Origin of the sequence: Pseudomonas sp. UW4 (assembly GCF_000316175.1) — a bacterium.
In the GTDB taxonomy this organism is placed as follows: Bacteria; Pseudomonadota; Gammaproteobacteria; order Pseudomonadales; family Pseudomonadaceae; genus Aquipseudomonas; species Aquipseudomonas laurylsulfatiphila.
This window is the reverse complement of the sequence record NC_019670.1, coordinates 3,567,202-3,579,721: the sequence shown is the minus strand read 5'-3', so window position 1 is coordinate 3,579,721 and position 12,520 is coordinate 3,567,202. Positions and strand designations below refer to the sequence as shown.

Annotated in this window: 11 protein-coding genes; 3 read left to right on the top strand and 8 right to left on the bottom strand. The window is 62.2% G+C overall.

What is annotated here, in order from left to right:
* Positions 1 to 1,551, top strand: coding sequence for a glycosyltransferase family 39 protein (locus tag PPUTUW4_RS15485; protein WP_015095525.1), 1,551 nt, complete (start codon positions 1 to 3; stop codon positions 1,549 to 1,551).
* A 594-nt stretch (positions 1,552 to 2,145) separates the two neighbouring features.
* Here PPUTUW4_RS15485 and PPUTUW4_RS15480 read toward each other — a convergent pair.
* Entirely contained in the window at positions 2,146 to 3,177 is a 1,032-nt protein-coding gene (locus tag PPUTUW4_RS15480; protein ID WP_015095524.1) for an NAD(P)-dependent alcohol dehydrogenase, read from the bottom strand.
* A 199-nt stretch (positions 3,178 to 3,376) separates the two neighbouring features.
* Here PPUTUW4_RS15480 and PPUTUW4_RS15475 point away from each other — a divergent pair, with 199 nt between their 5' ends.
* Entirely contained in the window at positions 3,377 to 3,577 is a 201-nt protein-coding gene (locus PPUTUW4_RS15475) for a CstA-like transporter-associated (seleno)protein (RefSeq protein WP_015095523.1), read from the top strand.
* Positions 3,578 to 3,590: 13 nt separating this feature from the next.
* Here the strand turns inward: PPUTUW4_RS15475 and PPUTUW4_RS15470 are convergent, their stop codons facing one another.
* From PPUTUW4_RS15470 to PPUTUW4_RS15445, 6 genes are all read right to left on the bottom strand, one after another.
* Positions 3,591 to 4,358, bottom strand: coding sequence for a metallophosphoesterase (locus PPUTUW4_RS15470; protein ID WP_015095522.1), 768 nt, complete (start codon positions 4,356 to 4,358; stop codon positions 3,591 to 3,593).
* 615 nt (positions 4,359 to 4,973) lie between these two features.
* On the bottom strand, positions 4,974 to 6,446 hold the full coding sequence (locus tag PPUTUW4_RS15465) for an aldehyde dehydrogenase family protein (RefSeq protein WP_015095520.1): 1,473 nt from the start codon (positions 6,444 to 6,446) through the stop codon (positions 4,974 to 4,976).
* Positions 6,439 to 7,266 carry an ABC transporter permease gene (locus PPUTUW4_RS15460; protein WP_015095519.1) on the bottom strand — a complete coding sequence of 276 codons (828 nt, stop codon included), beginning with the start codon at positions 7,264 to 7,266 and terminating at the stop codon, positions 6,439 to 6,441. Before PPUTUW4_RS15460 ends, PPUTUW4_RS15465 begins: the two co-directional genes overlap by 8 nt.
* Before the next feature lies 1 nt (position 7,267).
* The gene (locus PPUTUW4_RS15455) at positions 7,268 to 8,185 is read right to left on the bottom strand and encodes an ABC transporter permease (RefSeq protein WP_015095518.1); all 918 of its coding nucleotides are present in this window, start codon (positions 8,183 to 8,185) and stop codon (positions 7,268 to 7,270) included.
* Positions 8,186 to 8,216: 31 nt separating this feature from the next.
* Positions 8,217 to 9,359 carry a spermidine/putrescine ABC transporter substrate-binding protein gene (locus PPUTUW4_RS15450; RefSeq protein WP_015095517.1) on the bottom strand — a complete coding sequence of 381 codons (1,143 nt, stop codon included), beginning with the start codon at positions 9,357 to 9,359 and terminating at the stop codon, positions 8,217 to 8,219.
* A 39-nt stretch (positions 9,360 to 9,398) separates the two neighbouring features.
* On the bottom strand, positions 9,399 to 10,514 hold the full coding sequence (locus tag PPUTUW4_RS15445) for an ABC transporter ATP-binding protein (protein ID WP_015095516.1): 1,116 nt from the start codon (positions 10,512 to 10,514) through the stop codon (positions 9,399 to 9,401).
* A 558-nt stretch (positions 10,515 to 11,072) separates the two neighbouring features.
* Between PPUTUW4_RS15445 and PPUTUW4_RS15440 the strand changes: the two genes are divergently transcribed.
* Entirely contained in the window at positions 11,073 to 11,393 is a 321-nt protein-coding gene (locus tag PPUTUW4_RS15440) for a DUF6124 family protein (RefSeq protein WP_041474890.1), read from the top strand.
* 141 nt (positions 11,394 to 11,534) lie between these two features.
* Here the strand turns inward: PPUTUW4_RS15440 and PPUTUW4_RS15435 are convergent, their stop codons facing one another.
* Positions 11,535 to 12,347: a LuxR C-terminal-related transcriptional regulator gene (locus PPUTUW4_RS15435; protein ID WP_015095514.1), complete on the bottom strand. Its 813-nt coding sequence runs from the start codon at positions 12,345 to 12,347 to the stop codon at positions 11,535 to 11,537.
* Between the last annotated feature and the right edge of the window lie 173 nt (positions 12,348 to 12,520).

Below are 12,520 nucleotides of genomic sequence, written 5' to 3'. Positions count from 1 at the left end.
ATGCGTAGATCGTTGTCGCCCCGGGTCGAGTGCCTGGGACTGATGCTGCTTGCCCTGTTGCTGATCGGCGCGGGGCTGGGGCTACGCCAGGCTCAGAACGTGGATGAGGAGCGCTTCCTCGGCGTCGCCCTGGAGATGCTGCAAAACGGCTCGTGGTTGATCCCGCACCGTGCCGCCGAGATCTACGGTGACAAACCGCCGATTTTCATGTGGACTGTGGCGTTCTTCACCTGGCTGACCGGCAAGCCCAACATCGCGCTCTATCTGCCGGGACTGTTTTCGGCGGTGACGGTCACGGCGATGGTCTATGACCTGGGTCGTCGCCTGTGGACCCAGCGTACCGGGCGCAACGCCGCGCTGCTGTACCTGGCGACCTACCAGACCTACAGCATCCTGCGCACCGGCCAGATCGACAGCTTTTTGATTCTGTTCACTTCGCTTGGGCTCTACGGTCTGGCGCGCCATCTGCTGCTCGGCCCGGCGTGGCGCTGGTTTTACGCCGGCTGCGCGGCCATGGGCATCGGCGTGATCACCAAGGGCGTGGGTTTTCTGCCGGCGCTGTTGCTGATTCCGTACGCCTATGCGGTGCGCAAAGGCTGGCCCGGCGTGGTGGCCATGCCTGGCGAGGCGCGCAAGTGGTTGCTCGGGTTTGCGCTGATGCTTGGCGCCATCGCGATCTGGCTGTTGCCCCTGGCCTTGTCGATCATACTCAATGGCAGCGCCGACGAAATGGCCTATGCGCGGGAGATCCTCCTGCGTCAGACAGCGGGCCGCTATGCCGCTGCATGGCATCACCGCGAACCGTTCTGGTACTTCTTCACCAAGGTGATTCCGCAGTATTGGCTGCCATTGGTGCTGGTGCTGCCTTGGCTGGTGCCTGCCTGGCGCCGGCAGTTGCAAAAACGCGACGGCAGGGTTTTGGTACTGCTCGGTTGGGTGGTGCTGGTGGTGCTGTTTTTCTGCATCAGCACGGGCAAGCGCAAGTTGTACATCTACCCGGCGCTGCCCGGGCTGGTGCTGGTCGCCGCGCCGCTGATTCCGTGGCTGCTCAAACGCTGGTTCAAAAAGCACCCGCGTTTGCGTCGAGTGTTCCCGGCACTGGTGGCAACCTGGTTCGCGCTGTGGTTCGCCCGGGGGCTCATCGAACCGCTCAAGGACGGCACCAATATCGATCAGGTGCTCATGGCGCAGGCGGCGACCATGACCCGGGGCGCCGATCTGGTGCTGGTCAACTGGGAGGAGGGGCACTGGTTGTTCGCCCGCCAGCCGATCGTGCATTTCGGCATGGATAATTCGTCCATCGAGAAGGCCGCGCTGTATTTGCGCGAACACCCCAAGGCCTACGCCTTGGTGCCGGATGACGTTTTGAACCAGTGTTTCAACGCCGACGCGGCCCGTGAGCTGGGCGAAAACGCCCGGGCGAACTGGTCGATCGTGGGCGCGGATGCCGACAACGGCAAATGCCAGCCGCAAGAGGCTGGCAAAGCCTATCGGTTCAGCTGGAATGACCCGCACATGCCAATGGCACCGGCGCAGGCAGCCAATCCCTGAGGTAAAAAAGGTCCTTCACATATTCCCGGGAGCCTGTAGGAGCCAGCCTGCTGGCGATGGACTCAAGCGCACCGCGTTCATCCAGTTCACCCGCGTTATCGTTAACGACCATCGCTGGCAAGCCAGCTCCCACAAAGGACCGTGCCCACGCTAAAACTGTAGGAGTCAGCCTGCTGGCGATGGACTCAAGTGCGCCGCGTTCATCCGGTTAGCACGCGTTATCGTTAACGACCATCGCTGGCAAGCCAGCTCCCACAAAAGACCCTGCCCACGCTAAAACTGTAGGAGCCAGCCTGCTGGCGATGGACTCAAGCGCGCCGCGTTCATCCGGTTAGCACGCGTTATCGTTAACGACCATCGCTGGCAAGCCAGCTCCCACAAAGGACCGTGCCCACGCTAAAACTGTAGGAGCCAGCCTGCTGGCGATGGACTCAAGCGCGCCGCGTTCATCCAGTTCACCCGCGTTATCGTTGACGACCATCGCTGGCAGGCCAGCTCCTACAGGGGACCGCGTTCATCCAGCTCACCCGCGTTATCGTTAACGACCATCGCTGGCAGGCCAGCTCCCACAGGGGACCGCGTTCGGCTCTCCTGTCACCGGCTGGCGTCCAGCACCACGCGGTAGCGCGCCTTGCCGCTGCGCAAGTGATCGATGGCGTCGTTGATCCGGCTCATGGGAAACATCTCGACTTGCGGCAGGATCTGGTGGCGGGCGCAGAATTCCAGCATGGCCGCGGTGTTGGCGGGTGAACCGACCGGTGAGGCGGACAGGGTTTTTTGCTGGGGAATCAGGTTGAACACGTGCACCGGAATCGCGTCGGGCACGACGCCGACAAAGTGCAGGCGCCCCTTGCCACGCAGGGTGGCGAGCATGGCGGTCCAGTCGAGGTTGGCGTTGGCGGTGACCAGGAGAAAATCCAGAGTGCCGGCAATGTCGTTGAGCGCATCGGAGTCGGTCGAGGCAACCACCTTGTGTGCGCCCAGGCGCCTGGCTTCGTCCTGCTTGCTCAGCGATGAGGTGAACGCCGTGACTTCGCAGCCCCAGGCGTTGAGAAAGCGCAGCGCCAGGTGACCGAGGCCGCCGATGCCCACCACGCCAACCCGGTCGGTGGGCTTGATGCCGAATTCCACCAGCGGGTTGAACACGGTCGAGCCGGCACAGAACAACGGCCCGGCCATTGCCGGGTCGAGCCCCGCCGGGATCGGCAGGGCCCAGGCCCAGTGCGAGCGGACGCGGTCGGCAAAGCCGCCGTTGCTGCCGATGATGGTCGGCTGCACCGTGCTGCACAGGTTATGTGAGCCTTCGATACAGGACGTGCAATGCATGCAACTGCCCTTGTACCAGCCGATACCCACCCGTTGTCCCAGTTCCAGGCCACGCACCTGGGCGCCCATCCGCACGATACGGCCGACCACCTCATGGCCGGGAATGAACGGGTAGCGGCTGATACCCCAGTCGTCGTCGATCAGCGACTGATCGGAGTGGCAGACGCCGCAATACTCCACGGCGACTTCCACCTCATCGTTGCCCAACGGACCGGGATCGTAGCTGTAGCGTTCCAGTGGCGCGCCCGCTGTCGTGGCGGCCCAGCCGGTAAAGGTGGTGAGTTCGCTGCTGTCGCTCATGGGATACCTCCAGATCAGAAGTCAGGGGTCGTGGCCGCTCGGGTGCAGCGGCGGAGCGAGGAAAGTGTAGCGGGTTGCCGGCGTCGCATCGGGCGCGAGCCTGGATACTTGAAAATACAAAGGCGCCCGATCTGGACACAATGCCGATACATGAGCGCGGTTTCATGGGCCAGGTCCCACGACAACAGAGAGATCCGCCATGTTCCGTAAACTGCAGCAGGTCGCCAGAATGTTCAGCCAGAGCGCCCGATTGATGGTCGGCGTACCCGAGTACGACAACTACGTGGCACAAATGGCCCGCAACCGTCCGGGCGAGCCAGTGATGAGTTATGAAGCGTTTTTCCGCGAACGCCAGGAAGCGCGTTTCGGTCGGGGCAAGTGCAATACGCGGTGCTGCTGACTCGAGAGCTACCTCAGAAATCCAGCTCAATCACGAAGGCATCATCGAAATCGGGGTTTTCGTTGATGCCGTTCCTGGCATAGCCCCGAGGGTTGCAGACCACGCGGGTATTGCCCACCCGATAATCAAAACTGCCATGGGTGTGGCCATGCAGCCACAGCGCCGGCTGCCAGTCTTTGATCCGCGCTTCGAGATCCGAGACAAAACTTGAGTTGATAGGCGAACCGGCAAACGTCGGGCTGATGCTCGATCGTGTCGGGGCGAAATGCGAGACCACCACCGTGGGCGTGCTGCTGTCGCGGGCGAAGCAGTCTTCCAGCCAGGCGACCGTCTGCAGAAACACCAGCTGGGAAATGGCCGGCGTGAACAGGTCTGGAAAATCGGGGGCGATCTTGATGTGGCTGAAGTCACGGATCAGTTGAGTCGCCAGGTTGATACCCAGCGCTCGGTCCTCGGGGCTGTCGAGCAGACGATAGTCAGACCACAAGGTGCAACCGAGAAAGCGCACGCCGTCTTGCACGTACTCCTTACGTTCCAGCACGTGGATCTGCGTGCCTTGCGCCAGGCTGTTCAGCTGTTCGTAGGTCGAGACCAGGTCACTGCCATAGAACTCGTGATTGCCTGCCACGTACAGCAGCGGAACCGGGCACGCCCTGGCCCACTCGATGGCCTTGGCGGGGCGCGCGATGTCCCCGGCGAGCACGACAATATCGGCGTCCACGGCGGGAAAGGGGACCGCGTTGACGGACAGGTGCATGTCGGACAGCAAGGCGATGCGCATGGGTCAACTCCGGCGTGTCTTGGAGGGCTGGTCAATCAAGTTACGCGTTGTGAGCTCGTCGCCACAAGCCTGCTCCCACAGTTTGATCTTCAGTGAACGCCAATCCACGGCTGGCCAAAATCCCTGTGGAGCGGGCTTGCCGAAGAGTCCGGCAAATCCAATAGAGATATTGGCTGAACTACCGCCTTCGCGGCAAGCCCCGTCCCACAGTTTTGATCTTCAGTGAACGCCAATCCACGGCTGGCCAAAATCCCTGTGGAGCGGGCTTGCCCGCGAAGAGTCCGGCAAATCCAATAGAGATATTGGCTGAACCACGCCTTCGCAAGCCCGCTCCCACAGTTTTGATCTTCAGTGAACGCCAATCCCACGGCTGGCCACAATCCCTGTGGGAGCGGGCTTGCCCGCGAAGAGTCCGGCAAATCCAATAGAGATATTGGCTGAACCACGCCTTCGCAAGCCCGCTCCCACAGTTTTGATCTTCAGTGAACGCCAATCCCACGGCTGGCCACAATCCCTGTGGGACGGGGCTTGCCCGCGAAGAGTCCGGCAAATCCAATAGAGATATTGACTGAACTACCGCCTTCGCGAGCAAGCCCGCTCCCACAGTTGACTGGTTTACTTCAAATACCACCCCCAAGGCTGGTCACTGACGTACTCGGTCACCTGCTTGACCTCCAGGTAATTGTGCAGCCCCCATTGCCCCAGTTCCCGGCCGATGCCGCTGTGTTTCATCCCGCCCCAGGGCGCTTCGACGAAGGTCGGTTGCGAGCAGTTGACCCAGACGATTCCGGCGCGCAGCTGGTTGGCGACCCGGGCGGTGCGCTGCAGGTCGGCGCTCATCACGGCGGCGGCCAGGCCGAAGCGGCTGGCGTTGGCCATTTGTACTGCTTGTTCTTCGGTCTTGAAGCGCTTGATGCACAGCACCGGGCCGAACACTTCTTCGCGCCACAGAATGCTGCTGTGGCCGGGCTCATCGAAGATCGCCGGCTCAATGAAATACCCTTCGGCCAGATGCGCCGGGCGCCGTCCGCCGGTGAGCAAACGGGCGCCACTGGCCAGTCCCTGGTCGATGAATCCGAGCACCTTGTCATACTGGCCCTGGCTGACCAGCGGACCCAGCAGAACCCCGGGCTGCATACCGGGGCCGATGCTGATCTTGCGGGTTTCCTCCACCAGCCGTTCGATCAGGCGTGGGGCGATGCTTTCCTGCACCAGCAGGCGTGATGTGGCGCTGCACACCTGGCCCTGGTTCCAGAAGATCCCGAACAGAATCCACTCCACGGCGGCTTCGACATCGGCGTCATCGAATACGATGAAGGCCGACTTGCCACCCAGTTCCAGGCTGATGTTCTTGATGTCCCGCGCCGCCGCCGACATGATTTTCGTCCCGGTGGGCACGCTGCCGGTGAAGGCCAGTTTGTCCACGCCCGGATGCTCGGTGAGCGGGCTGCCGGCGTCGGCGCCGAGGCCGGTGACCAGGTTCAATACCCCGGCGGGCAGGCCGATACGGTCGGCGGCGGCGGCCAGTTCCAGGGCGGTCAGCGGCGTCAGCTCGGACGGTTTCAATACCACCGTGGCCCCGGCGGCCAAGGCTGGCGCCACCTTCCACGCAGCCATCAGCAGCGGGTAGTTCCAGGGGATGATCTGCCCGGCCACGCCAATCGGTTCGTGACGGATGCGGCAGCGGAAACGCTCGTCCGGCAGGGCCAGCGGCTGGTCCTGTTGCTGATCCAGATCGCGGGCCAGACCGGCGTAGTAACGAAAGCAACCAATCGCATCGCCAATGTCCCACTGCGCTTCGGGCAGCGGTTTGCCGTTGTCGCGCACTTCCAGTTCCGCCAGTGCCTGTTTGCCGGCCTCCAGTTCATCGGCCAATGCCTCCAGCCACTGCGCACGCTCGGCGCCGCTGGTCTGACCCCAACCATTATCGAAGGCCCTGCGAGCGGCGCGCACGGCATGGTCGACATCTTCTTCAGTACCCGCTGCCACGCGGTGCAAAGCCTGTTCGGTGGCAGGATCGATCACGTCCAGATAGCCACCCAGGTCCGGGCTGACCCATTCGCCGTTGATGTAGAGCTGATCACGCATGGTGCGACTCCTGGACGCCGGTGCGGCGGTTTTGCAGATGGCGGGAAGTGAACAGCAGGGCCAGCGACACGCAGATGATCACCGTGGAAATTGCGTTGATCTCCGGCGTCACGCCGCGGCGGATGGAGGAAAAGATGTAGATCGGCAACGTCGTTTCGGAACCGGCGACGAAGAAGGCGATGATGAAATCGTCGAAGCTGAAGGTGAAGGCCAGCAGGAACCCGGCCATGATCGCCGGGCTGATCTGCGGCAGGGTCACCCGCCAGAAGGTGTCCATCGGTGGCGCGTACAGGTCCGCCGAGGCTTCCAGCAAGGCCTTGTCCAGCGAGTCGACACGGCTGCGCACGATCACCATCACCAGGGCCATGGTGAACAGCGAGTGCGCGGCGATCACGGTGAAAAACCCCATGTTCAACTTCGGCACAGTGGGCAACCAGCTCGCCAGCAGCGGGTTGATCAGGTCGAACAGGCTGATGAAGGCGATCAGCGTCGAGATACCGATGACGATACCGGGCACGATGATCGCGCAGTAGGTCAGCGCATCGAACAGCAGGCGCACCTTGGCGCCGCAGCGCTGCAAGCCGAACACCGCCAGGGTGCCGAACAGCGTGGCGATCACCGCCGAGCTGAAGGCGATGAGCGCGCTGTTACCCAGGGCTTCCATGATGAAGGGGTTGCCGAACGCGGTGCCGAACCATTGCACCGAGCAGCACTGGAAGGCCAGGCCACTGCGCCCGGCGTTGAAGCTGAACAGTACGATCAAGGCAATCGGCGCGTAGAGGAACAGGTACAGCGAAGTGGAATAGCTGCGCAGCCACATGTCACAAACCTCCGTCGGCAGGGCGGCCGCCGTAGCGCGCCACCAGTTTCAGATACACGCCGATGATCAGCAGCATCATCGCCACCAACGTCATGGCCAGCGCACTGCCGAACGGCCAGTTGCGCGATTGCAGGAACAGGTCGACCAGCGCATTGCCGACAAAGAACACCTTGCCGCCGCCGAGTATGGCCGGGATCAGGAACTCGCCCATCAGCAGGATGAACACCAGCATCACCCCGGTGATGATCCCCGGCGCAGACAGCGGCAGGGTGATCCGGCGAAAGCTTTCGAAGGCGCTGGCGCCCAGGTCGGCGGACGCTTCGAGCAGGCGCTTGTCGAGTTTTTCCAGGCTGACGTAGATTGGGAACACCATCAGCGGCAGGTAGCCGTAGACGATGCCGATCAGCACCGCCCACGGCGTGTTGATCAGCCGCACATCCTCCAGACCCAGGCTGGCCAGCAGCGCCGGAATGCCTTTTCCGCTGAGGAGGAAAATCCACGCATAGGTGCGGATCAGAAAACTGGTCCAGAACGGCACGATCACCAGGGTCAGCAACAGCGAGCGGTTTCTGCTGACCTTGACCGCGAGGAAGTACGCCAGCGGATAGGCCGCTGCCAGGCACACCAGGGTGCCCAGCGGCGCAAGCATCAGCGTGTTGCTGAACGCTGCGCCACGAGAACCGAGGTTCAGGTAGTTGGCCAGGGTGAAGCCACCGGCGTAACCGCCCACGGCGCTGCGCTCGCCGAAACTGAAAACCAGGATGATCACCAGCGGCATCAACAACAGCAGCAGGAACCACAGGGTCGAAGGCAAGAGCATCAGCAGGGTGATGCGCCGGCCGAGGCTGCGCCGCTGGCGAACCTCGGCCGACAGGGCATGGCCTGGCTGCACCGTTTGCGGGTGGGCGGCGGCATTCATGGGTGACTCCTCATTGGCCATGGTCAGGCGATCAGGCGGACTTGAAACGCGCCATCAGTTCGGCGCGGGCCGGGCTGGTCAGCGTCGCGGCGGCACCGAACTCCAGCGGGCTCAAGGCCTCGGCAGCCGGGTACATGATCGGGTCGTCGAGCATCGCCACAGGCAGCAGTGCGTCGACACGCTTGTCGCCGCTCGGGTAGCCGTGGCTCAGCACTTCCAGCTTGTTGTGCTGCGGGTCGAGCAGGTAGTTGATGAACGCGTAGGCGGCGTCCTTGTGTTCCGAACTTTTGGGAATCGCGAAGAAGTCGCTCCACAACTCGCCCCCTTCCTTGCCCAATTCGAACTGCATTTGCGCGTTGTCGCGGTGCAGTTGCGAAGCGTCGCCGGTCCAGGACATAGCCAGCCAGGCATCGCCGCTGCGCATCGACGGTTGAATGTCGGAGTTGATCGCGAACAGGTGCGGCTTGACCTCGATCAGCAGTTTTTCCGCGTCGGCCAGTTCTTTCGGGTCCAGGGAGTTGAAGCTGTAGCCGAAGCTTTTCAGGGCGTTGCCGATGGCGGTCAACTGGTAGTCGTGGACCATCGTCCGGCCACTGGCCGGGCCCTGGGCGGCGGCCCAGAATTCCTTCCAGCTGGTCGGGCCGTTTTTCAGCTTGCCGGTGTCGTAGAGCATGCCGGTGGTACCCCAGTTTTTCGGCACCGCGTAGACCTTGCCGTCCACCGTGCCCTGGGCCATGAATTTCTGCTGGAACGCCGAGGCATCGAAGTTGGGAATGCGCGACAGGTCCAGCGGTTCGATCAAGCCCAGCCCGACGTAGGTGCTGATGGTGTAGTTGGTCGGCACCAGCACGTCCCAGCCACTGCCGCCGGCCTGCAATTTGGCGAGCATTTCTTCGTTGGAACCGAACACGCTCATCGACACCCGGGCGCCGGTGGTCTTGCCGAAGGCGTCGAGGTTCTCCTGGCTGTGGTAGTTCGGCCAGGTTGCCAGCGACAGGCGATCACCGAGCTTGGCTTGTTCGGCGGCCTCGGCGCTGGAGGTCAGCAGGCCGGGCATATTGGTCGCGACCACGGCGGCGGCAATGCCGAGGCCGGTGCGGCCAAGGAACTCGCGGCGGCTGATCGAGCCGTTCTGCCAGCTGCGCAGGGTTTTGATAAAGGTCTTCTGGTCCATAACACGCTCCACATCCGGTTGATGAAACGAATCGATGATTTACAACGCCATGGCCAACCCATTGGCGTGATCCCAGCCGACGCGAACCGCTGCGCCGTGTTCGAAGGCATTGGCGCCGTGATCCTGCTGGCGCGGTACCCGCACGCAGACCACGCCGAAGGCCTGGGTGCGTACGCGGTATTCGGTGCAATTGCCCAGGTAAATGCGGTCTTCGACGCAGCCCGGCAGCTTCACTTCGCGGCTCATTTCTGCATTGGCGCCGGCGATGCTGATCAGCTCCGGGCGCACCGCAATGCAACCGGCTGTGTTGGCGCTCAGGGCTTTGCCGGTGGGCGTCAGCGGGCTGGTCAGTTCCAGACCCTGCTCGGTACGCAGCACCACCGAATTGCCGTTGAGCTGGCGCACGGTGCCGTCGAACAGATTGGACTCGCCGATAAAATCGGCGACGTAGCGGCTGGCCGGGGCTTCGTAGAGTTGTTCCGGGGTGGCGGTCTGGATGATCGAACCGTTGTGCATCACGCTGATGCTGTCGCTCATCGACAGGGCTTCTTCCTGATCATGGGTGACCAGCACGAAGGTGATGCCGACCTCGCGCTGCAAACGCAGCAACTCCGATTGCATCTCCTTGCGCAGCTTGCGGTCCAGCGCGGCCAGTGGTTCGTCGAGCAGCAACACCGTCGGCTTGTTGACCAGTGCGCGGGCGAGGGCGACACGCTGTTGCTGGCCACCGGAAAGCTCGCTTGGCTTGCGCTGGCCAAAGCCGCTCAGACGCACCATCTCCAGCGCTTCATCGGCCATGCGCAGTTGCTGTTTCTTGTCCGGGCGCGGTGTGCGATAGCGCAGGCCGTAGGCAATGTTCTGCGCCACGGTCAGGTGCGGGAACAGCGCGTAATGCTGGAACACCATGTTCACCGGCCGCTCGAACGCCGGCACACCGGCCACGCTCTTGCCGGCCAGACGAACCTCGCCGCTGGTGGGCTGTTCGAAGCCGGCGATCATGCGCAGGGTAGTGGTCTTGCCACAGCCCGAGCCGCCGAGAAAGGAATGAAACGAGCCACGCCGCACCGCGAAATCCAGACCGCTGACGGCCTGCACCTCGCCATAGCGTTTGACCACATTGCAGAATTCGATATCGCTTGGCGGGGTGTTGTTCACGAGGCGGGCTCCCTTGCAGTGATGAATCAGTGCGTCGGGGGCCAAACTAACAATGGGGGTTTTGCGGTGTATATATCCCTACGGGGATAGAAGCAGATTGTTGTAGGAGCGAGCTCGCTCGCGATGGACTCAAGAGCGCTGCGTTCAGCCAGTCATCCCGCGTATTCGTTAACGACCATCGCGAGCAAGCTCGCTCCTACACAAAATGCAGATGCGTGTTTAAAGACATCCGGGGTTACTTCGCGAAGGCTACACCACCTTGCGTCGTTGCCTACAGGTACGCCAGAATCCGCCGGCTTGTGCGCCTTGGGCCTGGGTTTTATCGTTTGCCGGTCACTGGATAACAACAGTGATCGGGTTTGGTAGCCCGGCTATGTGAGGTGCAAAGCGTCATCATCTGCAGCGTTTTTCTACTCTGCTCTATGGTGGCCATGCACAGGGCGCCTTCGGGCGCGCCGGTCTCCTTGCATCCCGGTCTACCAACCTGCGTATGGCCACCACCCTCCGTTTGGTAGCGTGAGAGTGATGGCTCCTTTTTACGATGCGAGGAGTTTCACTATGTTCAAGGTCACACCCAACCCGCCTGACACTGACCCGGCATCTCCGTGCGAAAGCCTCGATTACGACCTCAACCCCGGCCCCCAGATCATGGCGACGCCGCGCAAGCCCAGCACCATGTTCATCGTCAATCCCGAACTCAATACCGAAACCTTGCTGGTGCACGCCTGTGAATCACTGGCCTCGGCCAATGTCATGGCCAACGATCTGGTGGATCATCTGGAGGGCACGAGTCGCAATGCGCTGTTGGGCATTGCGCAGGTGATCATGTTGGGGGAGTTGGCGGTGAACCGGGCGCTGGATCAGCTTGATCCGCCCTGACCAGAATCTCCAGATCACCGACAGACCTGTGGGAGCGAGCCTGCTCGCGAATACGGTTTAACATCCAACGCGGATGTTGGCAGATACACCGCTTTCGCGAGCAGGCTCGCTCCCACAGGGATATGCGTATACCAACAGGTATCAGGCTTGCAGCCTGAGGCCGGGATCCTCCGTCAGCTCCCGAATGAACAACCCCAACAACTCCGACTGGCTGCCAATGCCCAGCTTGGCGTAGATGTTCTTGCGGTGAATTTTCACCGTGCCGGGACTGATGTTCAGTTGCTCAGCCACTGAAGCACTGGAGTGCCCGCGCAGCAACAGCTGGACAATCTCCTGCTCGCGCCCGGTGAGGATGTGCGCGCCGAAGTGGTCGAAGGCTTCGCGGATCTTGAAGTCCAGGTCCTGCGCCGGTCGCGGTTGCTGGGCCTGGCGCATGCGCCAGGCTTCATTGATGACTTGCTCGACCACCGCTTGCGCGCATTCGACGAGCTGCATTTCGTCCCGGCTGAAGGCGCAACTGGCACTGGAACGCATCAGCGACAACACCGCCATGGCGCCGTTGCCGAGGTCGACGAAAAACGCCACTTCCTCGGCCAGCCCTGTTTGCTGGTAATAGGTCAGGAAGTATTCGCCAAGGTAGAAATGGTCGGGGGCGAACTGGCGCAGACGCCACAGCCCCGGCGCCTGCCCGCGTGTACAAGCCAGGTAGAACGGATCGAGCAGGTAAGGCCCGCACTGGTAGTCGTCGACATACACTGCGCGCTTGTCTGCTGAGAACGTATCGAACAACGCCAGTGGCCGGTGATTGCCTTCGTAGACAAACAACACGAAATGATCGACCGGGCAGATTTGTCGAAGCCAGTGGCTTAACCCCGACAGCCGCGCATGCCCGGCAGGCAGGTCGAGCAGGTGGGCGACTCCGGTGGTCCAGAGTTTCAGTTCCTTGGGGCGCATGGCGACTACAGGCAGAGGAGGATGGCCTTTGGATGCACAAAGTACGCCATGGCGGGTGGCCCCGTGTGGAGCGGGGTGGCGCACGGCAAGGCGTTTGAAAGACGCACCGCATTGGGGCCGGGTGTTACCGAGTGCTACAGGGTTGGTAGCAGAAATGATCAGGAGCACAGGTG